This is a genomic window from Protaetiibacter mangrovi, from assembly GCF_024752305.1.
Lineage (GTDB): Bacteria > Actinomycetota > Actinomycetes > Actinomycetales > Microbacteriaceae > Homoserinibacter > Homoserinibacter mangrovi.
In genome coordinates, this window is record NZ_JANTHX010000003.1 from 153,522 (window position 1) to 175,942 (window position 22,421).

Below are 22,421 nucleotides of genomic sequence, written 5' to 3' on the forward strand. Positions count from 1 at the left end.
TGGCTCCAACAGACATCCTTTAAGTCCGTCCCGAGAGGCGGGGAAGGAGGTCAGGATGCCGGCACGTGTCGTGCTGCAGCAGGCTGACGTTCAGCGCGCGCTCACGCGCATCTCGCACGAGATCCTCGAGTCCAATCGCGGAGCCTCCGATCTCGTCCTCCTCGGCATCCCCACCCGCGGGGTGCTGCTCGCGGAGCGGATCGCCGCCCAGCTCGCCGCCCTGGAACCCGGGGCGGGTGTCGTCGGCGCCCTCGACGTGACGATGTACCGCGACGATCTCGACCGCCACCCCACGCGCACGCCGAGCCCCACGCGCCTGCCGGCGGGCGGCATCGACGGCAAGACGGTGGTGCTCGTCGACGATGTGCTGTACTCGGGCCGCACCATCCGGGCCGCGCTCGACGCCATCGGGGATCTCGGCCGCCCGCGCGCCGTGCGGCTCGCGGTGCTCGTCGACCGGGGCCACCGGGAGCTGCCCATCCGGGCCGACTTCGTGGGCAAGAACCTGCCGACCGCGGCCGCCGAACGGATCTTCGTGCGGCTGACCGAGATCGACGGCGAGGACGCCGTCGCGATCGAGGGGGCGGCATGAGGCACCTGCTGACGACGGTGGGACTGGAACACGACCAGGCCGTGTCGATCCTCGACGTCGCGGAGGACATGGCGGATGTCGCCACCCGCGCCGTCCCGAAGCTCCCGACGCTGCGGGGCCGCACGGTCGCGAACCTGTTCTTCGAGGACTCCACCCGCACCAGGCTCAGCTTCGAGGCCGCGGCCAAGCGCCTCTCGGCGGATGTCATCACCTTCAGCGCCAAGGGGTCGAGCGTCTCGAAGGGCGAGAGCCTCAAGGACACCGCCCAGACCATCGCCGCCATGGGCATCGACGCCGTCGTGCTGCGGCACGCCGCCTCGGGAGCCGCCGAGGTGCTCGCCGGCTCCGGCTGGATCGATGCCGCGGTCGTCAACGCGGGCGACGGCACCCACCAGCACCCCACCCAGGGGCTGCTCGACGCCTACACGCTGCGCAAGACCCTGCACGGCGACGGCTCCCGGGGACGCGACCTGGACGGCGTGCGGGTCACGATCGTCGGCGACATCCTGCACTCCCGGGTCGCCCGCTCGAACGTCTGGCTCCTCACCACCCTCGGCGCGCAGGTGCATCTCGTGGGGCCGCGCACGCTGCTGCCGACCGGCGTCGACACCTGGCCCGTCACCACCGGAACCGACCTCGACGCGGCCATCGCCGAGCGGCCGGACGCGATCATGATGCTGCGCGTACAGCAGGAGCGCATGCACGCGGCGTTCTTCCCGCACGAGCGCGAGTACACGAGCGCATGGGGGCTCGACGACGCCCGACTGGAGCGGCTCGCGACGGATACGATTGTCATGCACCCCGGACCCATGAACCGCGGGCTCGAGATCTCGGCGCGGGCCGCCGACTCGCCCCGGTCGGTCATCCTCGACCAGGTCACGAACGGGGTGTCGATACGGATGGCGGTGCTCTACCTCGTGCTCTCAGGTTCCGACCCGCGGGAGGTCGCGGCGTGACGACGATCCTCATCCGGGGGGCGCGCCTCCCCGACGCGACGACCACCGACCTCCTGCTCGAGGGCGGCGTCGTGACCGAACGCGGCACCTCGCTCTCGCACCGGGACGCCACGGTGATCGACGCCGCCGGCCTGCTCGCCCTGCCCGGGCTCGTCGACCTGCACACCCACCTGCGCGAGCCGGGTTTCGAGCAGAGCGAGACCGTGCTGACCGGAACCCGCGCCGCCGCCGCGGGCGGGTTCACCGCGGTGCACGCCATGGCCAACACCTCACCCGTCGCCGACACCGCGGGGGTCGTGGAGCAGGTCGCCTCGCTGGGCGCCCAGCACGGCTACGCGACGGTCCGCCCGATCGGCGCGGTCACCGTCGGGCTCGCGGGGGAGCGGCTCTCGGAGATCGGCGCGATGGCGCGCTCCCGCGCCGCCGTCCGGGTCTTCAGCGACGACGGCAGGTGCGTGCACGACGCCCTGCTCATGCGCCGTGCGCTCGAGTACGTCGCGACCTTCGACGGCGTCGTCGCCCAGCACGCCCAGGAGCCCCGTCTCACCGAGGGGGCTCAGATGAACGAGGGCGCCCTCAGCTCGGAGCTCGGGCTCGCCGGCTGGCCCGCGGTCGCCGAGGAGGCGATCATCGCCCGCGACGTGCTGCTCGCCGACGCGGTCGGGGCGCGGCTGCACGTGTGCCACGTCTCGACCGCCGGGAGCGTCGAGGTCGTGCGCTGGGCGAAGGCGCGCGGCATCCGGGTGACCGCGGAGGTCACGCCGCACCACCTGCTGCTGACCGAGCAGCTCATCGCCGGCAGCGGCGACGGCGGCCCCTACAGCCACGGCTACGACGCCCGGTTCAAGGTGAATCCGCCGCTGCGTCGCGACGAGGACGTGCAGGCCCTGCGGGCGGCCCTCGCCGACGGCACGATCGACATCGTCGCCACCGACCACGCGCCGCACCCGATCGAGACCAAGGAGTGCGCCTGGCAGGAGGCCTCGTTCGGGATGGTCGGGCTCGAGAGCGCGCTCTCGGTCGTGCAGGCCGCGGTGGTCGACAGCGGGCTGCTCGACTGGAGCGACGTCGCACGGGTGCTGTCGCGGACACCCGCGGAGATCGGGCGGCTGGCCGGATACGACGCGCCGTTCGAGGTCGGGAGCCCGGCGCACCTGACGCTCGTCGACCCGAGCGCATCGCGCGTCTTCGACGTGGACGCCCTGCGCGGCAAGGGCCTCAACTCGCCGTACCTGGGGCGCACGCTGCCGGGTCGGGTCGTCGCCACCATCCACGGCGGTGTCCCCACGGTTCTGGACGGCGAGCTGCGCTCGCCCGAGGAGGTCACCCATGGATGAGCGGCTGATCCCCGCGCTCGTGGTCGGTGCGATGCTCGTCGTCGCACTCGTCTTCATGGCCCTCGGCTGGCGTAACCGCCGCCGGAGCCAGTCCGCGCTCGACGTGGTGCCCGTGCCGCCCGACGAGATCGGAGAGCCGCTCGCGACCGAGCGCGTGCTCTACGTGGCCACCACCCTGGCGGAGCAGCCGCTCGAGCGGGTCGTCGTCGAGGGACTCGCGTTCCGCGCCCGGGGTGAGGTGCGCATCGCCCGCGGCGGGGCCGTGCTCGATCTGGCCGGAGCGCGCCCCGCCTTCATCCCGGTCGCCGACATCCGCGGGGTGGGTCTCGCGAGCTGGACCATCGACAAGGGCGTGGAGGAGGGCGGGCTCGTCTTCGTGCGCTGGGAGCTCGGCGGCACGGCCGTCGACACCTACCTGCGCTCCGAACGCTCCGAGCAGCTGCTCGACCGGCTCACCGAGCTCTCGCCGACCGCCGCGGCCGCCAGCCGCGCCGACCGCACCGATTCGACCCCCGACGGAGAGGCATCCGCATGATCGACACCGACCCCGCAGTCCTCGTGCTGGAGGACGGCAGCCGCTACACCGGCCGCGCCTACGGCGCCCGGGGGCGCACACTCGGCGAGGCGGTCTTCGCGACCGGCATGACCGGCTACCAGGAGACCCTCACCGACCCGAGCTACGCGGGCCAGATCGTCGTGATGACGGCGCCCCACATCGGCAACACGGGCGTCAACGACGAGGACCCGGAGTCGCGGCGCATCTGGGTCTCCGGCTACGTGGTGCGCGATCCCTCCCGCGTGGTCTCCAACTTCCGCGCGAACGGCAGCCTCGGCGACGACCTCAGCCGCAACGGGATCGTCGGCATCAGCGGCATCGACACTCGCGCCGTCACCCGTCGCCTGCGGGACGCCGGATCGATGCGCGCAGGGGTCTTCTCGGGCCCGGACGCCGACCTCGCCGCGGATGAGCAGCTCGCGATCGTGCGCTCGGGCGCCGAGATGGCCGGCCTCAACCTCTCCGCCCAGGTGTCGGTCGAGACCGTGTCGGTGACGCCGGCGCGGGGCGAGCGGCTCGGCAACCTCGCCGTGCTCGACCTCGGCGTGAAGCAGGCGACGATCGAGAACCTCGCCGACCGCGGCTTCGAGGTGCACGTGCTCCCGCAGGACGTCACCCTCGAGCAGCTCCTCGCGATCCGGCCGGTGGCGGTGTTCTACTCGAACGGTCCCGGCGACCCCGCCGCCTCCGGCGACCACGTCGAGCTGCTGCAGGGTGTGCTGCGGGAGGGACTGCCGTTCTTCGGCATCTGCTTCGGCAACCAGCTGCTCGGTCGCGCGCTCGGCCTCGGCACCTACAAGCTGCCCTACGGCCACCGCGGCATCAACCAGCCCGTGCTCGACAAGACGACGGGGCGGGTGGAGATCACCGCCCACAACCACGGCTTCGCCGTCGATGCGCCGCTCGAGGGCGTCATCGAGAGCCCCGCCGGCTTCGGCCGCCTCGAGGTCAGCCACGTGGGACTCAACGACAACGTCGTGGAGGGCCTGCGGGCCCTCGACATCCCGGCCTTCTCGGTGCAGTACCACCCCGAGGCGGCGGCGGGCCCGCACGACGCCAACTACCTGTTCGACCGTTTCCGTGACATGGTCGCGGCGAACCTCTCGGAGAAGAAGAACTAGTGCCCAAGCGTCCCGACATCCAGAGCGTCCTCGTCATCGGGTCCGGCCCGATCGTCATCGGACAGGCCGCCGAGTTCGACTACTCCGGCACCCAGGCGTGCCGCGTACTGCGCGCCGAGGGGGTGCGCGTCATCCTGGTGAACCCGAACCCGGCCACCATCATGACCGACCCCGACTTCGCCGACGCGACCTACATCGAGCCGATCACGAACGAGATCCTCGAGGCGATCATCGCGAAGGAGCGCCCGGATGCGGTGCTCCCGACCCTCGGCGGCCAGACGGCGCTGAACGCGGCCATCGCGCTCGACGAGGCCGGAATCCTGGCGAAGTACGACGTCGAGCTCATCGGCGCCAAGGTCGAGGCGATCCAGAAGGGCGAGGACCGGCAGCTCTTCAAGGAGCTCGTGATCGAGGCAGGGGCGGATGTCGCCCGCTCGCACATCGTGCACACCCTCGCCGAGGCGGTCGTCGCCGCCGACAACCTCGGCTACCCGCTCGTCGTGCGCCCGTCGTTCACGATGGGCGGCCTCGGATCGGGGTTCGCGCACGATCGCGCGGAGCTCGAGCGGATGGTGACCGACGGCCTCCACCAGTCGCCCACGACCGAGGTGCTGCTCGAGGAGTCGATCCTCGGCTGGAAGGAGTACGAGCTCGAGCTCATGCGCGACACGGCCGACAACACGGTCGTCGTCTGCTCGATCGAGAACGTCGACCCGGTCGGCGTCCACACGGGCGACTCCATCACGGTCGCACCCGCGCTCACCCTCACCGACCGCGAGTACCAGCGCCTGCGCGACATCGGCATCGACATCATCCGGCTCGTCGGCGTCGACACCGGGGGCTGCAACATCCAGTTCGCCGTCGAGCCGTCGACCGGCCGCGTCATCGTCATCGAGATGAATCCGCGCGTCTCGCGCTCCTCCGCCCTCGCCTCGAAGGCCACGGGCTTCCCGATCGCGAAGATCGCCGCGAAGCTCGCCATCGGGTACCGGCTCGACGAGATCCCGAACGACATCACGAAGGTCACCCCCGCGTCGTTCGAGCCCACGCTCGACTACATCGTGGTCAAGGTCCCGCGCTTCGCCTTCGAGAAGTTCCCCTCGGCGGATGCCACCCTCACGACCACCATGAAGTCGGTCGGCGAGGCGATGGCGATCGGCCGCAACTACTCGACTGCGCTGCAGAAGGCGCTCCGCTCGCTCGAGAAGCGCGGGTCGAGCTTCCACTGGGACGCCCACCTCGCTCCGAAGGACCGGCTCATCGAGGTCGCGAAGACCCCGACCGATGGGCGCATCGTGACGGTGCAGCAGGCCATGCGCGCGGGCGCGACGGTCGACGAGCTGTATGCCGCGACCGGCATCGACCCCTGGTTCCTCGACCAGATCGCGCTCGTCAACGAGGTGGCCGACGAGATCGCGAGCCTGCGGCCCCTCGACGAGGCGCTCTTCCGCCTGGCCAAGGACCACGGCTTCTCGGACGCCCAGATCGCTCAGCTGCGCGGGCTCACCGAGGAGCAGGTGCGGAACCTCCGCTGGCAGCTGGGCGTGCGACCCGTCTACAAGACGGTCGACACCTGCGCGGGCGAGTTCCCGGCGCTGACGCCGTACCACTACTCGAGCTACGACCTCGAGACCGAGGTCGCGCCGAGCGACGCGCGCAAGGTCGTGATCCTCGGGTCCGGTCCCAACCGCATCGGCCAGGGCGTCGAGTTCGACTACTCGTGCGTGCACGCGAGCTTCGCGCTGCACGACGCCGGGTTCGAGACGATCATGATCAACTGCAACCCCGAGACGGTCTCGACCGACTACGACACGAGCGATCGGCTCTACTTCGAGCCGCTCACGCTCGAGGACGTGCTCGAGGTCATCCACGCGGAGTCGCAGTCGGGCGAGCTCGTCGGCGTCATCGTCCAGCTGGGCGGGCAGACCGCCCTGGGTCTCGCGAAGGGTCTCGAGGCGGCCGGCGTGCCGATCCTCGGCACCAGCCCCGCCGCGATCGACCTCGCCGAGGAGCGGGGCCTGTTCTCCGGCATCCTCGACCGCGCGGGACTCGTCGCGCCCCGCAACGGCACCGCGATCGACGCGCCGAGCGCCGTCGCGGTCGCGGAGGCGATCGGCTACCCGGTGCTCGTGCGCCCGAGCTACGTGCTCGGCGGGCGCGGCATGGAGATCGTCTACGACACCCCGAGCCTCGAGGACTACTTCGACCGCGTGCGCGACCAGGCCATCATCGGCCCCGGTTCGCCGCTGCTGGTCGACCGCTTCCTCGACGACGCCATCGAGATCGACGTCGACGCGCTGTACGACGGCGAGCGGCTCTACGTCGGCGGCATCATGGAGCACATCGAGGAGGCCGGCGTGCACTCCGGCGACTCGGCGTGCACCCTGCCGCCCGTGACGCTCGGCCGGGACGTGCTCGACCGGGTGGTGGAGGCCACGCGCCGCATCGCCGAGGGCATCGGCGTGAACGGCCTGCTCAACGTGCAGTTCGCGATCGGTGCGGGTGTGCTCTACGTGCTCGAGGCGAACCCGCGCGCGAGCCGCACGGTGCCGTTCGTCTCGAAGGCGCTCGGCATCCCGCTCGCGAAGGCGGCGTCGCTCATCATGACGGGGCGCTCGATCGTCGAGCTCGTGGTGGAGGGGCTGCTGCCCGCCGACGACGGATCGCGGGTGCCGCTGGACTCGCCGGTCTCGGTCAAGGAGGCGGTGCTGCCGTTCAAGCGCTTCCGCACGCGCGACGGCCACGTCGTCGACTCCGTGCTGGGGCCCGAGATGCGCTCCACCGGCGAGGTCATGGGCATCGACGCCGACTTCCCGCGCGCGTTCGCGAAGAGCCAGGACGCCGCCTACGGCGGACTCCCCGCCGGCGGGACCGTGTTCGTGTCGGTGGCCGACCGCGACAAGCGCGCGGTCGTGCTGCCGGTGCTGCGACTGCAGCAGCTCGGTTTCGACATCGTCGCCACCGAGGGCACCGCCGAGGTGCTCTGGCGCAACGGCATCCGGGCCACCACCGTGCGCAAGTACTCGATGGGGCAGGGCGGCGTGGAGGGCACGATCGTCGACCTCATCAACCAGGGCAAGGTCGACGTCGTCATCAACACCCCGAGCGGCCGCAGCGCACGCGCCGACGGGATCGAGATCCGCACGGCCACCGTCGCGGCCGACAAGCCCCTGTTCACGACGATCGCCCAGGTGGGTGCGGCCGTCGGGTCGCTCGAGGCGCGCAACTCGGCCGTGCAGGTGCGGAGCCTCCAGGACTACGCGCTCGACCGCGCGTCCCGTCGGGTGAGCGCCGGATGACGGAGGTGTTCGCCGCCCGTCTCGCCGCGGTGGTCGCCGAGCGCGGCCCGCTGTGCGTCGGGATCGACGCCCACGCACCGCTGCTGCGCGACTGGGGGCTGGCCGACGACGCCGCGGGGCTGCGCGAGTTCGGCCTGCGGGTCGTCGACGCGGCCGCGCCGCGGATCGGCATCGTCAAGCCGCAGATCGCCTTCTTCGAGCGGCACGGGTCCGCGGGCTATGCGGCGCTGGAGGAGATCCTCACCGCGGCGCGCGCGGCCGGTCTGCTCGTGATCGCCGACGTCAAACGGGGCGACGTCGGGTCGACCGTCGACGCCTACGGCGAGGCGTGGTTGACGCCCGGCTCGCCCCTCGAGGCGGATGCCATGACCGCGGTCGCCTATCAGGGCTTCGGGTCGCTCGACGGCGTGCTCGCGCGGGCGGCCGAGAACGGCAAGGGCGTGTTCGTGCTCGCCGCGACCTCGAACCCCGAGAGCGCCGAGGTGCAGACGCTCCGTGTGCCCGACGGCACGACGATCGCCCAGCGGATGGTCGAGCACGCCCGGTCGACCCGAGGGGTCGCGGGGGTCGTGGTGGGCGCCACCGTCGACCTCGCGGCCGTCGGCGTCGACCCGTCGGTGCTCGCCGAGGTGCCGGTGCTCGCCCCCGGTTTCGGCGCGCAGGGCGCCTCGCTCGCGGGGGCGCCCGCAACCTTCCGGGCGGCGCTCGGCGCGATCCTGCCGAACGTCTCGCGCAGCGTGCTCGGTGCCGGCCCCGACGGTCTCGCCGCGGCGATCGACGTGGCGGCGCGCGACGTGGCATCGTGGGCCTCATGACGATGCCGGAGGTCGACCGCGCGGCAGCCGGTCGAGCCGCCATCGCGGCGCGCCGCGCCCGTGCGGCGGTCAAGGACGCCGTCCACCGGCGGGAGCGCCGGGCGCTCGACGTCGCCGAGACCGCGTGGGCCGACCCCACCACCCCCGAGGGGACGCTGCGCGTCCGCGAGCTGCTCACGAGCATCCCGGGAATCGGACCGACGCGCGTGGCGCGTGTGATGGCCGAGCTCGCGATCGCGGACTCGAAACGGGTGGGCGGTCTCGGCGCCCGTCAGCGGGACAAGCTCCGGGAGTGGCTCGAGCTCCGCGAGGGGCCGCAGCCGCGCCCGCAGAGCCGTCTCGTGGTGCTGGCCGGCCCCACCGCCGTCGGCAAGGGCACGGTCTCGACGTACATCCGCGATCACCACCCCGAGGTGCTGCTCAGCGTGTCGGCGACGACGCGCCCGCCGCGCCCGGGCGAGGTCGACGGGCAGCACTACTACTTCATCGACGACGAGGCCTTCGACCGGATGGTCGAGCACGGCGAGTTCCTCGAGCACGCGACGGTGCACAACGCGTCCCGCTACGGGACTCCGCGACCGCCGATCGACGCCGCCCTCGCCTCCGGCCGGAGCGTGCTGCTCGAGATCGACCTGCAGGGTGCGCGCGCCGTCAAGGAGGCGATGCCGGAGGCGCTGCTCGTCTTCCTGCTGCCCCCGAGCTGGGAGGAGCTGGTGCGCCGGCTCACCGGCCGCGGCACCGAATCCGCGGCCGAGCAGGCACGTCGCCTGGACACCGCGCGCGTCGAGCTCGCGGCCCAGGACGAGTTCGATGTGAAGGTCGTCAACCGCGACGTCGGCCGTGCGGCGCGCGAGGTCGTAGAATTGCTGGCAGTGCCCGGAACCCCGTCCGCGCGCACGCGATCGTGAGGAGTGCCGGAATGGCCGACAACAAGGGCATCATCGACCCGCCCATCGACGAGCTGCTGTCGAAGGTGGACTCGAAGTACCAGCTCGTGATCTTCGCCGCCAAGCGCGCCCGCCAGATCAACGACTACTACGCCGACCTGCACGAGGGCTCGCTCTTCGACAACGTGGGACCGCTCGTCGACTCGACGATCGACGACAAGCCGCTCTCGGTGGCCCTCCACGAGATCAACGAGGACAAGCTCGTCCTCAGCCCGCTCGCCGAGTAACGCGTCGCGCACCGCGGTAGCCTCGCGCCCATGAGCGATTCGCTGCGGGTCGTCGTCGGCGTGACCGGCGGCATCGCCGCCTACAAGGCGGTCGGGGTGGCGCGCGAGTTCGTGCTGCGCGGCCACGACGTGCACGTCGTCGCGACCGCGTCGGCGCTGCGGTTCGTCGGCCGTCCCACGCTCGAGGCGATCAGCCGCAACCCGGTCGAGACCGAGCTCTTCGACGGCGTCGCCGAGGTGCGGCACGTGGCCCTCGGCCAGTCGGCCGACCTCGTCGTCGTCGCACCCGCCACGGCGAACTTCCTGGCGAAGCTCGCCGCCGGCATCGCCGACGACCTGCTGGGCACCACCATCCTCGCCTCGACCGCGCCGCTGGTCGTGGCGCCCGCGATGCACACCGAGATGTGGCAGAACGCGGCGACCCGGGCCAACGCGGCCACCCTCCGCGAGCGGGGCGTGCACCTGGTGGGTCCGGCGTCCGGTCAGCTGACCGGCTCCGACAGCGGGCCGGGACGGATGGCGGAGCCGCACGAGATCGTCGACGCGGCCCTCGCCGCGCTGCGTCCGCGCGACCTCGCCGGGCGGCGCGTCGTGGTGACCGCAGGCGGCACCCGCGAGCCCCTCGATCCGGTGCGATTCCTGGGCAACCGCTCGAGCGGGCGCCAGGGGGTCGCCATCGCGGAGGCGGCACGGGATCGCGGGGCCGAGGTCGTGCTGATCGCGGCGCACCTCGAGGTGCCGGCACCGCCCGGGGTCGAGCTGCGCGAGGTCGCGACCGCCCAGGAGCTGCGGACCGCGACGCTCGCCGTCGCCGCGGACGCCGACGTCGTCGTGATGGCCGCGGCCGTCGCCGACTACCGGCCGGAGTCGGTCGCCGAGGCGAAGATCAAGAAGGAGCAGCAGGGCGACGAGCTGACGCTGCGTCTCGTGCGGAACCCCGACATCCTCGCCGAGCTCTCCGCGCATCCGGCCGCCGGCCGCACGGTCATCGGCTTCGCCGCGGAGACGGAGCCGGGCGACGAGGCGCTCCTCGCGCTGGGTCGCGACAAGATCGCGCGCAAGGGGTGCGACTTTCTCGTCCTCAACAGGGTGGGGTGGACGGAGGGCTTCGCCACCCCCGACAACAGCATCGTCATCGTGTCCAGGGGCGGCGATATAGTGACCGAGGCGAGCGGATCCAAGCGACAGGTCGCGGATGCGATCCTCGACCTGGTCGGCTGAGCCCGGATCGTTCGCCCCCCGTCCATCGACCGACGACTCGACCGAAACAGGCTGTCCGTGAGTTCTCCTCTGCGTCTCTTCACCTCGGAATCCGTCACGGAGGGGCACCCCGACAAGCTCTGCGACCAGGTGAGCGACTCGATCCTCGACGCACTGCTCGCGGTCGACCCGCGAGCCCGGGTGGCCGTCGAGACCCTCGTCACGACGGGCCTCGTGCACGTCGCGGGCGAGGTCAGCACCTCCGGCTACGTGGAGATCCCCGCGATCGTGCGCAAGACGATCACCGACATCGGCTACGACTCCTCGGACGTCTGGTTCGACGGGCGCTCCTGCGGCGTCTCCGTGTCGATCGGCGGGCAGTCGCCCGACATCGCCCAGGGCGTCGACGACGCCTTCGAGACCCGCGAGGGCACGAGCGTCGACGACCTCGACAAGCAGGGGGCGGGCGACCAGGGCATCATGTTCGGCTTCGCGACCCGCGAGACCCCCGAGCTCATGCCGCTGCCGATCTGGCTCTCGCACCGCCTCGCCGAGCGCCTCAGCGAGGTGCGTCACCGCGGCGAGGTCGACTACCTCCGCCCCGACGGCAAGACGCAGGTCACGGTGGGCTACGAGGGGGTCACCCCCCGCACGATCGAGACCGTCGTGATGTCGGCGCAGCACTCGCCGAAGGTGTCGAACGAGCAGCTGCGCTCCGAGCTCTTCGAGCTGGTGGTGCGCCCCGTCCTCGAGCGGGTCGAGCTGCCGTGGGAGCAGGCGCAGCGGTTCATCAACCCCACCGGGCGCTTCGAGATCGGCGGCCCGCAGGGCGATGCCGGGCTCACCGGCCGCAAGATCATCGTCGACACCTACGGCGGAGCGGCACGGCACGGCGGCGGAGCGTTCTCGGGCAAGGACCCCTCCAAGGTCGACCGCTCGGCCGCCTACGCGATGCGCTGGGTCGCGAAGAACGCCGTCGCCGCCGGCCTCGCGGACCGCCTCGAGGTGCAGGTCGCCTATGCGATCGGCAAGGCCGCGCCGGTCGGCCTGTACGTCGAGACCTTCGGCACCGGGGTGCTCCCCGACGAGCAGATCACCGCGGCCATCCGCGAGGTGTTCGATCTGCGACCGGCCGCGATCATCCGCGACCTCGACCTGCTGCGTCCGATCTACGCCCAGACCGCCGCATACGGGCACTTCGGCCGCGAACTCCCCGACTTCACGTGGGAGCGCCTCGACCGCGTCGAGGACCTGCGGGCCGCAGCGGGACTCTGACGGTGCCGGCGGGCGGCGCACCGTCGATCGCGCGGGTCGTCCTCGACACGCCGCTGCCGCAGCTCGACCGCCTGCTCGACTACCGCATCTCCGAGGGGATGGAGGGCGTGTCGCCCGGTGTGCGCGTCAGCGCTCCGCTGCGCTCCGCCAACCGGATGACCCAGGGTTTCGTGGTGGAACTGGCCGAGCAGCAGGAGCACCCGGGCCCGCTGTCCGATCTCGACGCCGTCGTCTCTCCCGTCGAGGTGCTGCGCCCCGAGGTGTGGCGGCTTGCGCGCGCGGTGGCCGACCGTGCGGCCGGATCCGCGATCGACGTGCTGCGCCTCGCGATCCCGAAACGACAGGTGCGCGTCGAGAAGTCCTGGCTCGCGGCACGTGACGCGGGCCGGGCGGAGCCGGCACCGCTCGATCTCGACGCGCCCGACGTCACGGGCTACCGCGGGGACGACGTCGACACGGTCCTCGCCTCGGGGCGCGCCGCCCTCGCCGTGCCGCCCGGCGTGGTCGCCGTGGGGGAGGAGTGGGTCGGCCGCTGGGCGGTGACGCTCGCCCAACTCGCCGCCCGCACCGTCGTCTCCGGGCGGTCGGCCATCCTGATCGCGCCGGACCACCGCGATACGCGGCAGCTCGAGGTGGCCCTCGCGCAGCTGCTGCCCGAGGAGCGCATCGTGCGCTTCGACACCGGACAGCCCGACTCCGACCGCTACCGCGCCGTGCTGCGGGCCATGGGCGAGAGCCCGGTCGTCGTGCTCGGCAACCGGTCGGCCGTGTACGCCCCCGCGGCGCGACTCGGGCTCATCGCACTCTGGGACGACGGCGACCCGCTGCTCGCCGAGCCGCTCACGCCCTACGTGCACGCCCGCGACGCCGCCCTCATCCGCCAGGAGCAGCAGGACTGCGCGCTCCTGTTCGCCGGGCACACCCGGACGACGGAGGTGCAGCGGCTCGTCGAGCTGGGCTGGCTCGCCGAGCTCGCGCCCGAGCGACCCCGGCGGGTGCACGTCGTCCCGACCGCCCACGCGACGGGAACCGGTGCGGACGATCACGCCCGGATCCCCAGCATCGCGTGGCGCGAGGCGTCCACGGCCGCGAAGACGGGTCCCGTGCTCGTGCAGGTCGCCCGCCCCGGATACGCGCCGGGCCTGCGGTGCGCGGAGTGCGGCACGTCGGCGCGCTGCCGCCGCTGCGCCGGGCCGCTGCGCGTCCAGCGGTCCGGGGCGCCGCCCAGCTGCCTCTGGTGCGGGCTCGAGGAGCGCTCGTTCCGGTGCCTCGAGTGCGGCTCGTCCAAGCTCACGCGCGTCGGCGCGGGCTCCGCCCGCACCGCGGAGGAGCTCGGCCGGGCGTTCCCGGGCATCCGCGTGGTCGTGGCCGACGGCGAGCGCCGCGTGCTCGAGGTGGATGCACGACCGGCACTCGTGGTCGCCACCCGGGGCGCCGAGCCGATCGCCGCGGGCGGCTACCGTGCCGTCCTGCTGCTCGACGGCGAGCGGATGGTGGCTCGCGAGTCGCTGCGCATCGCGGAGGACTGCCTGCGCTGGTGGAGCGGCGCCGCGGCGCTGGCCGCCGACGACGCGACGGTCTTCCTCGTCGGCGTCGGAGGTCGGCTGGCGAGCGCCCTCGCGACCGGCGGCGTCACGGCCTTCGCCCGCGCGGAGCTCGCGGACCGCCGCGCCCTCCGCTTCCCGCCCGCCACCCGCACGGCGACCCTCGACGGGGTGCCGGACGCCGTCTCGGCCGCGCTGGCCGCGCTCCCGTCCGGGGCCGACGTGATCGCCGAGCGCACCGTCGACGGCCGCACCCGGGCACTCATCCGCTTCGACTACGCCCACGGGGCCGAGGTCGCACGCGTGGTGCGGGGGGAGGTCATCCGGCAGGCCGCGACCCGCCGGAAGCCGCTGCCCGGTCGCACCCACCCCGGTCGCGCACCGTTGCCCCTGCGCGCCCGCTTCGACGACCCCGAGCCCTTCGACGAGAGCTGATCCGCCCGCGGCGCCCGCACAGGGCAGGATGGGGGTGTGCGTGTTCTCTTCGCCGGCAGCCCGGCCGCGGCCGTCCCGAGCCTGCGGGAGCTGATCGCCGGCCCGCACGAGGTCATCGCCGTCGTGACCCGCGAGGATGCGCCGCTCGGGCGCAAGCGCGTGCTGACCCAGACCCCGGTCGCCGACGCCGCCGACGCAGCGGGCGTTCCCGTGATCAAGGCCAATCGTCTCGCCGCCGTGCAGGACGAGCTGCGGGGGCTCGGTGCGGAGCTGGGGGTGGTCGTGGCCTACGGGGGGCTCATCCGCGAACCGGTGCTGAGCGCGCCCCGGCACGGCTGGATCAACCTGCACTTCTCGCTCCTGCCGCGTTGGCGCGGAGCGGCGCCCGTCCAGCGCGCGATCATCGCCGGCGATGCGGAGACGGGGGCGGCGGTGTTCCAGCTGGTTCCCGAGCTCGACGCCGGCCCGGTGTTCGCGAGCGAGCGGGTCGCGGTCGGCCGCGTGCAGACCGCCGGGCATCTGCTGGAGTCCCTCGCCGAGTCGGGCGCGCGACTGCTCGCCGGCGTCGTCGACGGCATCGCGGCGGGGACCGCGGTCGCCGTCGGACAGACCGGGGAGGTGACGCTCGCCCCCAAGCTCACGCTGGAGGACGGTCGACTGGACTGGACGCAGCCGGCCGCCCGCATCGACGCCCGCCGGCGCGGCGTCACCCCCGAGCCGGGGGCGACGACCACCCTCGACGGCGAGCGGTTCAAGATCCTCGACGCCGTCATCGCCCACGGTGCGCCGCCCCTCGCCCCGGGCCGGGTCGCGCAGCGCGGACGGTCGGTCGTGGTCGGCACCGGCGACGATCCCCTCGAACTGCTGACGGTGCAGCCGGCCGGACGACGGGCGATGCCGGCGGGCGACTGGTGGCGCGGACGCCCCGCGGACGCTCCGACGGAGCTCGTGTGAGCCGCGTCCAGCCGTCGCGTCGCGTGGCCGCGGAGGTGCTCGGCGCGGTCCGCACCTCGGACGCGTACGCGAACCTGCTGCTGCCGGTCCGCATCCGAGAGGCCGGCCTGTCGTCCGCCGATGCCGGTTTCGCCACGGAGCTCGTCTACGGCACCCTCCGGATGCAGGGGTACTACGACAAGGTGGTCGAGCTCGCGTCGCGCCGACCGGCCGAGAAGATCGACGGTCCCGTGCTCGACGTGCTGCGGCTCGGCGTCCACCAGCTGCTCAGCCTGCGCACCGCCGCGCACGCGGTCATCGACGAGTCGGTGCAGCTCGTGCGGATCGCGCGCAAGGCATCGGCCGCCGGCTTCGTGAACGGGGTGCTGCGCACCGTCGCCCGCGACGACGCCGACACCTGGCGCGAGCGGTCCCTGGCCGGGCTGCACGGTGACGCCCGTCTCGCCGTGGAGTTCTCGCACCCCGCGTGGGTCGTCCGGGCCCTCGCCTCCGCCCTCGCACGGGAGGACGCGGCGGGGGAGCTGGACGCTGCACTCGCCGCCGACAACCTGCCGCCCCAGGTGGCGTTCGCGGCGCTTCCGGGCCTCGCCGACCCCGTCGCGCTCGAGTCAGGCGCGGGGTACCGGCCCGGGCGGCTGTCGCCGCTCGCGCTCGGGTCGACGGGCGGCGACCCGGCCGACCGACCGGAGGTCGCCGCCGGAGCCGTGCGCGTGCAGGACGAGGGATCCCAGCTCGCGGCGCTCGCCCTCACCCGCGCGCGGCCCGTGACGGCCGGCGAGAGCTGGCTCGACCTGTGCGCGGGTCCCGGAGGCAAGGCGGCCGTGCTGGCCGCCGAGGCGCGGGTCGGCGGCGCCCACCTGCAGGCGAACGAGGTCGTCCCGGCCCGTGCGGGACTGGTCCGCAACGCGCTCGCCCCGTTCGGCTCCGGTGCGGATGCGCCGGAGGTCGTCGAGGGCGACGGTCGCCGTTTCGGGGAAGCGGGCGCGCGCTTCGACCGCGTCCTGCTGGATGCGCCGTGCACCGGTCTCGGTGCGCTCCGACGGCGACCCGAGGCGCGCTGGCGCAAGTCCGCGGCCGACCTGGCCGCGCTCACCGCGCTGCAGGCCCAGCTGCTCGACGCCGCAGTCGCGTCGCTGGCGTCCGGCGGTCTGCTCGCCTACGTCACCTGCTCGCCACATCCCGCGGAGACGCTCGACCAGGTCGACGCGGTTCTCGCGCGGCATCCGGAGCTCCGGGCCGTCGACACCCCCGCCGTGCTCGGCGGCATCTCACGCGCCCCGCTCGCGCTTCCGGAGCGCGGATCCGCGCAGCTGTGGCCGCACCGCCACGGCACCGACGCGATGTTCATCCAGCTGCTCACTAAGGTCGAGGAGTGACCTCGAACGTCCCTCGCATCCAGCCGAGCATCCTGGCCGCGGATTTCGCCAACATCCAGGACGAGGTGGCGCGCATCCGCTCCGCCGACGGCGTGCACGTCGACGTCATGGACAACCACTTCGTGCCCAATCTCACCTTCGGCCCGCAGATGGTCGAGGCGGTGCAGCGCGTGTCGACGGTGCCGCTCGACGTGCACCTGATGATCACCGACGCCGACCGCTGGGCCCCCGGTTATGCGGAGCTCGGGGTGTTCTCGGTCACCTTCCACGCCGAGGCGACGAACGATCCGGTCGCCCTGGCCCGCCGCATCCGCGCGATCGGGTCGCGCGCGTCTCTCGCCCTCAAGCCCGGCACCGCGGTCGAGCCCTACCTCGATCTGCTGCCCGAGTTCGACCAGGTGCTCGTCATGACGGTCGAGCCGGGCTTCGGGGGCCAGAGCTTCATGGCCGAGATGATGCCGAAGCTGCGCACCCTGCGCGTCGCGGCGGAGCGCCACGGCATCGAGCTGTGGCTGCAGGTCGACGGGGGCATCGCCCTCGACACCATCGCGGTCGCCGCCGAGGCGGGGGCCGACACCTTCGTGGCCGGGTCGAGCGTGTACGGCGCTGCGGATGTCGACGCCGCGATCGCGGGACTCCGCGCTGCGGCAGCGCATCGGCACTAGCCTGGACGCATGAGCGACAAGACCAAGCCCGAGATCGACTTCATCGAGGGCCCCGCGCCCACGGAGCTCGTCATCACCGACCTCGAGGTGGGCGACGGCCCGGAGGCCGCTCCCGGCGCGACCGTCGACGTGCACTACGTGGGCGTCGACTTCGAGACCGGCGAGCAGTTCGACGCGAGCTGGGATCGCGGCAGCTCGATCCAGTTCCCCCTCGCGGGCCTCATCAAGGGCTGGCAGGACGGGATCCCGGGCATGAAGGTCGGCGGGCGGCGCCGGCTGGTCTGCCCGCCCCTGTACGCCTACGGCCCCGCAGGAGCCGGTCATCGCCTCTCGGGTCGCACCCTCGTCTTCGTGATCGACCTCCTCGCCGTCAAGTGAGGGCATCGTCCGCCCGGTAGCCTGGGCGGGTGAAGACCTTCGACGCCCTCTTCGAGGAGCTCAGCGCCAAGGCCGTCGCGCGCCCCGAGGGGTCGCGCACCGTCGCGGAGCTCGACGCCGGCGTGCACGCGATCGGCAAGAAGATCGTCGAGGAGGCCGCCGAGGTGTGGATGGCCGCCGAGTACCAGTCCGACGCCGAGACGGCCGAGGAGATCTCGCAGCTGCTGTACCACCTGCAGGTGCTGATGATCGCGAAGGGCCTCACGCTGGAGGACGTCTCCCGACATCTGTGAACCCTCATCCGCCGATGACCGTTCACGAAGAGAGAGCACAGACATGCTGAGAATCGCCGTGCCCAACAAGGGCACGCTGTCGGAGACCGCGACCGCCATGCTGCACGAGGCGGGCTACGCCACGCGCCGCGACCCCAAGGAGCTCATCGTCTCCGACCCCCGCAACGACGTGGAGTTCTTCTACCTGCGTCCGCGCGACATCGCGACCTACGTCGGCTCGGGTGCGCTCGACGTCGGAATCACGGGTCGCGACCTGCTGCTCGACTCGCACTCGGCGGCGACCGAGATCGACTCGCTCGACTTCGGCGGGTCGACCTTCCGCTTCGCGGGACCGATCGGGCGCTTCCAGACCCTGCAGGACCTCGAGGGCGTGCGCGTCGCCACGAGCTACGACGCCCTGGTGCGCGACTTCCTCGCCGCCGAAGGCGTCACGGCGACCGTCGTGCGCCTCGACGGCGCCGTCGAGTCCGCCGTGCGGCTCGGGGTGGCGGATGCCGTCGCCGACGTCGTCGAGACCGGCTCGACGCTGCGCAAGCAGGGTCTCGAGATCTTCGGCCCGGTGATCCTGGAGTCGAACGCCGTGCTCATCGCGTCGCGCGACGACGTGCCGGGACTCGAGACGCTCCGGCGTCGCATCCAGGGCGTCATGGTGGCGCACCAGTACGTGCTCATCGACTACGACCTGCCGGCCGAGCTCGTCGACCGGGCGTCGGCCATCACACCCGGGCTCGAATCGCCCACCGTGTCGCCGCTGCGCGACACGGGGTGGGTGGCCGTGCGGGTCATGGTGCCGCGCGGCGACATGAACCACGTCATGGACGAGCTCTACGCGCTCGGCGCCCGCGCGATCCTCGTGAGCGCCATCCACGCGGCGAGGATCTGATGGACGTCGTCGTCCGCGTCATCCCGTGCCTCGACGTGGCGGCGGGGCGCGTGGTCAAGGGCGTCAACTTCCAGGGCCTGCGCGATGCGGGCGACCCGGTGGAGCTCGCCGCCAGGTACTACGAGCAGGGCGCGGACGAGATCACCTTCCTCGACGTCACCGCGACCGTCGAGGACCGCTCGACCATGTACGAGACGGTCACCGCGACGGCCGAGCAGGTCTTCATCCCGCTCACGGTCGGGGGCGGCGTGCGCTCCGTCGACGACGTCGCCCGGCTGCTCGGGCACGGAGCCGACAAGATCGGCGTGAACTCGGCGGCCATCGCGCGTCCCGAACTCGTCGGCGAGATCGCCGACCGCTTCGGCGCGCAGGTGTGCGTGCTGTCGCTGGACGTGAAGCGCAGCCCGCGCACCGCGTCCGGGTTCGTGGTCACCACCCACGGCGGCCGCACCGAGACCGACCGGGACGCGCTCGCCTGGGCGCAGGAGGCGATCGAACGGGGCGCGGGCGAGCTGCTCGTCAACTCGATCGACGCCGACGGCACCAAGGATGGCTTCGATCTGGAGCTCGTCGCCGCCATGCGCGAGATCTCCCGCGTACCGGTCATCGCGAGCGGGGGAGCGGGAGCCGCGGGCGACTTCGCCCCCGCGGTCCGGGCGGGCGCGGATGCCGTGCTCGCCGCATCCGTGTTCCACAACGGCGAGCTGACGGTGGGCGACGTGAAGCACGCCCTCGTCGACGCCGGGATCGAGGTCAGATGAACACCGCAGCCGAGGTCGCCGAGGTCGTCGCGCGCGCCCGTTTCGACCAGGACGGGCTGCTGCCCGCCGTGATCCAGCAGCACGACACCCGCGAGGTGCTCATGCTCGGGTACATGGACGCCGAGGCGCTGCGGCGCACCCTCGGCGAGGGGCGGGTGACGTTCTGGTCGCGCAGCCGGCAGGAGTACTGGCGCAAGGGCGACACGAGCGGCAACCGGCAGTACGTGAGGGGCGCCGCACTCGACTGCGACGGCGATACGCTGCTGGTCCAGGTCGAGCAGCTCGGCCCCGCGTGCCACACGGGTGCCCACGCCTGCTTCGACGTCGATCCCCTCGATCCCGTGATCGGAGACCCCTCGGAGGCCACCCCGTGACCACCACCGCACGCGCCGAGTTCGACGCCGCCGTCGCCGCGGGCCACCGCGTCGTCCCGGTGCTGCGCGAGCTCTTCGCCGACGGCGAGACGCCCGTCGGCGTCTACCGCAAGGTCGCCGCCGACCGCCCGGGCACCTTCCTGCTCGAGTCGGCGGAGCAGGGCGGGATCTGGTCGCGCTGGTCGTTCGTGGGCGCGGGTTCGGTGGGCGTGCTCACCCAGCGGCGCGACGGCGAGCACGACCAGGCCGTCTGGATCGACTACGGGCTCGACGAGCAGCGCGCGTTCGGCGGCAGCGCGCCCGCAGCACCCCTCGCGGCGGTCGCCGAGCTCTACGACCGCTGGCGGACGCCGCCGCAGGACGGCCACCCGCCGCTCACGGGGGGTCTCGTGGGCTTCATCGGCTGGGAGGCCGTGCGTCAGCTCGAGCATCTGCCGACGGTGCCCCCCGCGGAGGTGGCGATCCCGGGGCAGGCCCTCGCATTCGTCTCGGAGCTCGTCGCCCTCGACCACCGCACCGGCACGGCGACCCTCATCGCCGCGGTGCTCAACGACGGCGCGCACTCTCCCGACGACGCGTGGGCCGACGCCCAGCGTCGTCTCGACGAGCTGCAGGCGGCGCTCGCGCAGCCGTCGGTCGCCCAGCTCGCGGAGGTCGACCTCGCCGTGCAGGCGCACCCGCGGCCCCGCATCCGTCAGGACGACTTCGAGGCGGATGTCGTGCGCGCGAAGGAGTTCATCCGCGACGGCGACGTGTTCCAGGTCGTGATCTCGCAGCGCTTCGACCACGAGCTGCGCGCGACACCTCTCGAGGTGTACCGCGTGCTGCGCGCCCTCAACCCGAGCCCGTACATGTACCTGCTCGCGCTCGAGACCGCGTCCGGCGAGCCGTACGCGATCGTCGGGAGCTCGCCCGAAGCGCTCGTCAAGGTGCAGCGGGGGCGGGTGTTCACCCATCCGATCGCGGGATCACGCCCGCGCGGCGAGACGCCCGAGCGCGACCTCGAGCTCGCCGAGGAGCTGCTCGCCGATCCGAAGGAGCAGGCGGAGCACCTCATGCTCGTCGACCTCGCCCGCAACGACCTGTCGAAGGTCTGCACGGCCGGAACCGTCGAGGTGACCGAGTTCATGCAGGTCGAGCGCTTCAGCCACATCATGCACCTGGTGTCGAGCGTCGAGGGCGACCTGCGCCCCGACGCCAGCGCGGTCGACGTCTTCCGCGCGACCTTCCCGGCCGGCACCCTCTCGGGTGCCCCGAAGCCGCGGGCGCTGGAGATCATCGACGAGCTCGAGGTGGCGCAGCGGGGCCTGTACGGGGGAGTGGTGGGCTACTTCGACCTGGCGGGCGACGCGGACCTCGCGATCGCGATCCGCACCGCCACCCTCGTGGGCGACACCGCACACGTGCAGGCGGGGGCGGGGCTCGTCGCCGACTCCGACCCGGCGAGCGAGCACCAGGAGGCCGTCAACAAGGCGGCGGCGCCGCTGCGGGCGGTCGCGATCGCGAACGCCATGCGCCGGATCGACGGATCGTGACCGTCTCCCGTCAGCGCGCGCTCCTGCTCGGGTCGACGGCCCTGCTCGCGGCGCTCACCCTGCTCGCCTGGTCGCAGCCGTGGTTCACTCTCGAGCTCGCGGCAACCGCGGGAGACCCGGTGCCGCTCGTGGTACGCGGCGACGTCGCGGCGGCCGCCCTGGTCCCGCTCGCGCTCACCCTGCTCGCGGTCGTCGCGGCCGTCGCCCTCGCGGGGCCGGTGTTCCGCGTCGTGTTCGGCGTGCTCGAGGCGCTGCTCGGCGCCTGCATCGTCGCGGTGTCGGTCGTGGCCCTCGGCGGCCCGGTCGCGGCGTCCGCATCCGCCGTCACCGAGGTCACGGGGATCTCGGGAGCGGATTCGGTGAACGCCCTGGTCACTGCCGTGTCGGTGTCGGCGTGGCCCGCGGTCGCCATCGCGCTCGGCGGTCTGGTGGTCGTCGTCGGAGTGCTGCTCGCCGTCGTCGCGCCCCGCTGGCCCGTCTCGGGACGCCGCTACAGTCGCACGCGCGCGGTCGCCGTCGACGAACCGACCACGGACCCGATCGCCGAGTGGGACGCGCTGAGCGGGGGCGACGACCCCACCGCACCCTCCCGCTAGACTGACCACGCCCGCCGACGCGGGCATCCCCGCGGGACCCGTCCCGCGCGCACTCGACAAGGAGCCCCACGTGACCGACACGCACGATCCCGGACACGGCAACTCGCCCGCCGCCTGGGTCGCGGTGACCATCATGCTCGTCGCCTTCGCGGCAGGCACCGTCTTCTTCTTCCTCGAGCAGCCCGCGCTCGTCTGGGCCTCGGCGGGTCTCCTCGTGGTGGGTCTGATCGTCGGCCTCGTGCTCGCCAAGCTCGGCTACGGGGTCAAGGGCCCGAAGTACGCCCCGAAGGCGCACGACTAGC

The 22,421-nt window shown here is 72.8% G+C and carries 23 protein-coding genes; all 23 read left to right on the forward strand.

Annotated elements, in window-relative coordinates; all coding sequences use genetic code 11:
- Window positions 1-55: 55 nt before the first annotated feature.
- Window positions 56-592 carry a bifunctional pyr operon transcriptional regulator/uracil phosphoribosyltransferase PyrR gene (pyrR, locus tag NUH29_RS01365; RefSeq protein WP_258797068.1) on the forward strand — a complete coding sequence of 179 codons (537 nt, stop codon included), beginning with the start codon at window positions 56-58 and terminating at the stop codon, window positions 590-592.
- Window positions 589-1,548 (forward strand): aspartate carbamoyltransferase catalytic subunit, encoded by a 960-nt coding sequence (locus tag NUH29_RS01370; RefSeq protein WP_258797069.1) that lies wholly within the window; start codon window positions 589-591, stop codon window positions 1,546-1,548. The genes pyrR and NUH29_RS01370 overlap by 4 nt, the downstream gene beginning before the upstream one ends.
- Window positions 1,545-2,885, forward strand: coding sequence for a dihydroorotase (locus tag NUH29_RS01375; RefSeq protein ID WP_258797070.1), 1,341 nt, complete (start codon window positions 1,545-1,547; stop codon window positions 2,883-2,885). Before NUH29_RS01370 ends, NUH29_RS01375 begins: the two co-directional genes overlap by 4 nt.
- Window positions 2,878-3,420, forward strand: a complete 543-nt coding sequence (locus NUH29_RS01380) for a PH-like domain-containing protein (RefSeq protein ID WP_258797071.1) — start codon at window positions 2,878-2,880, stop codon at window positions 3,418-3,420. Before NUH29_RS01375 ends, NUH29_RS01380 begins: the two co-directional genes overlap by 8 nt.
- Window positions 3,417-4,562, forward strand: coding sequence for a glutamine-hydrolyzing carbamoyl-phosphate synthase small subunit (carA, locus tag NUH29_RS01385; RefSeq protein ID WP_258797072.1), 1,146 nt, complete (start codon window positions 3,417-3,419; stop codon window positions 4,560-4,562). Before NUH29_RS01380 ends, carA begins: the two co-directional genes overlap by 4 nt.
- Window positions 4,562-7,861, forward strand: a complete 3,300-nt coding sequence (carB, locus tag NUH29_RS01390; RefSeq protein WP_258797073.1) for a carbamoyl-phosphate synthase large subunit — start codon at window positions 4,562-4,564, stop codon at window positions 7,859-7,861. The genes carA and carB overlap by 1 nt, the downstream gene beginning before the upstream one ends.
- Window positions 7,858-8,676 carry an orotidine-5'-phosphate decarboxylase gene (gene pyrF / locus NUH29_RS01395; RefSeq protein ID WP_258797074.1) on the forward strand — a complete coding sequence of 273 codons (819 nt, stop codon included), beginning with the start codon at window positions 7,858-7,860 and terminating at the stop codon, window positions 8,674-8,676. Before carB ends, pyrF begins: the two co-directional genes overlap by 4 nt.
- Window positions 8,673-9,584, forward strand: coding sequence for a guanylate kinase (gene gmk, locus NUH29_RS01400; RefSeq protein ID WP_258797075.1), 912 nt, complete (start codon window positions 8,673-8,675; stop codon window positions 9,582-9,584). The genes pyrF and gmk overlap by 4 nt, the downstream gene beginning before the upstream one ends.
- Window positions 9,585-9,595: 11 nt before the next feature.
- Window positions 9,596-9,850, forward strand: a complete 255-nt coding sequence (rpoZ, locus tag NUH29_RS01405) for a DNA-directed RNA polymerase subunit omega (RefSeq protein WP_258797076.1) — start codon at window positions 9,596-9,598, stop codon at window positions 9,848-9,850.
- Window positions 9,851-9,880: 30 nt separating this feature from the next.
- Window positions 9,881-11,071, forward strand: coding sequence for a bifunctional phosphopantothenoylcysteine decarboxylase/phosphopantothenate--cysteine ligase CoaBC (gene coaBC, locus NUH29_RS01410; RefSeq protein ID WP_258797077.1), 1,191 nt, complete (start codon window positions 9,881-9,883; stop codon window positions 11,069-11,071).
- A gap of 57 nt (window positions 11,072-11,128) precedes the next feature.
- Window positions 11,129-12,325 (forward strand): methionine adenosyltransferase, encoded by a 1,197-nt coding sequence (gene metK, locus NUH29_RS01415; RefSeq protein WP_258797078.1) that lies wholly within the window; start codon window positions 11,129-11,131, stop codon window positions 12,323-12,325.
- 2 nt (window positions 12,326-12,327) lie between these two features.
- Window positions 12,328-14,304 carry a primosomal protein N' family DNA-binding protein gene (locus NUH29_RS01420; RefSeq protein ID WP_258797080.1) on the forward strand — a complete coding sequence of 659 codons (1,977 nt, stop codon included), beginning with the start codon at window positions 12,328-12,330 and terminating at the stop codon, window positions 14,302-14,304.
- A gap of 36 nt (window positions 14,305-14,340) precedes the next feature.
- Window positions 14,341-15,258 (forward strand): methionyl-tRNA formyltransferase, encoded by a 918-nt coding sequence (gene fmt / locus NUH29_RS01425; protein WP_258797082.1) that lies wholly within the window; start codon window positions 14,341-14,343, stop codon window positions 15,256-15,258.
- Entirely contained in the window at window positions 15,255-16,634 is a 1,380-nt protein-coding gene (locus NUH29_RS01430) for an RsmB/NOP family class I SAM-dependent RNA methyltransferase (protein WP_258797084.1), read from the forward strand. The genes fmt and NUH29_RS01430 overlap by 4 nt, the downstream gene beginning before the upstream one ends.
- The gene (gene rpe, locus NUH29_RS01435) at window positions 16,631-17,299 is read left to right on the forward strand and encodes a ribulose-phosphate 3-epimerase (protein WP_258797085.1); all 669 of its coding nucleotides are present in this window, start codon (window positions 16,631-16,633) and stop codon (window positions 17,297-17,299) included. Before NUH29_RS01430 ends, rpe begins: the two co-directional genes overlap by 4 nt.
- A 9-nt stretch (window positions 17,300-17,308) precedes the next feature.
- Window positions 17,309-17,677 carry an FKBP-type peptidyl-prolyl cis-trans isomerase gene (locus tag NUH29_RS01440; RefSeq protein WP_258797086.1) on the forward strand — a complete coding sequence of 123 codons (369 nt, stop codon included), beginning with the start codon at window positions 17,309-17,311 and terminating at the stop codon, window positions 17,675-17,677.
- 29 nt (window positions 17,678-17,706) lie between these two features.
- Window positions 17,707-17,970 (forward strand): phosphoribosyl-ATP diphosphatase, encoded by a 264-nt coding sequence (locus NUH29_RS01445; RefSeq protein ID WP_258797087.1) that lies wholly within the window; start codon window positions 17,707-17,709, stop codon window positions 17,968-17,970.
- Window positions 17,971-18,013: 43 nt separating this feature from the next.
- The gene (gene hisG / locus NUH29_RS01450; protein ID WP_258797088.1) at window positions 18,014-18,853 is read left to right on the forward strand and encodes an ATP phosphoribosyltransferase; all 840 of its coding nucleotides are present in this window, start codon (window positions 18,014-18,016) and stop codon (window positions 18,851-18,853) included.
- The gene (gene hisF / locus NUH29_RS01455; RefSeq protein ID WP_258797089.1) at window positions 18,853-19,614 is read left to right on the forward strand and encodes an imidazole glycerol phosphate synthase subunit HisF; all 762 of its coding nucleotides are present in this window, start codon (window positions 18,853-18,855) and stop codon (window positions 19,612-19,614) included. The genes hisG and hisF overlap by 1 nt, the downstream gene beginning before the upstream one ends.
- Window positions 19,611-19,988, forward strand: a complete 378-nt coding sequence (gene hisI / locus NUH29_RS01460; RefSeq protein ID WP_258797091.1) for a phosphoribosyl-AMP cyclohydrolase — start codon at window positions 19,611-19,613, stop codon at window positions 19,986-19,988. The genes hisF and hisI overlap by 4 nt, the downstream gene beginning before the upstream one ends.
- On the forward strand, window positions 19,985-21,523 hold the full coding sequence (locus NUH29_RS01465) for an anthranilate synthase component I (RefSeq protein ID WP_258797092.1): 1,539 nt from the start codon (window positions 19,985-19,987) through the stop codon (window positions 21,521-21,523). The genes hisI and NUH29_RS01465 overlap by 4 nt, the downstream gene beginning before the upstream one ends.
- Window positions 21,520-22,119 carry a Trp biosynthesis-associated membrane protein gene (locus NUH29_RS01470; protein ID WP_258797093.1) on the forward strand — a complete coding sequence of 200 codons (600 nt, stop codon included), beginning with the start codon at window positions 21,520-21,522 and terminating at the stop codon, window positions 22,117-22,119. Before NUH29_RS01465 ends, NUH29_RS01470 begins: the two co-directional genes overlap by 4 nt.
- A 70-nt stretch (window positions 22,120-22,189) precedes the next feature.
- On the forward strand, window positions 22,190-22,420 hold the full coding sequence (locus tag NUH29_RS01475; RefSeq protein ID WP_258797095.1) for a DUF6704 family protein: 231 nt from the start codon (window positions 22,190-22,192) through the stop codon (window positions 22,418-22,420).
- Window position 22,421: the final 1 nt, after the last annotated feature.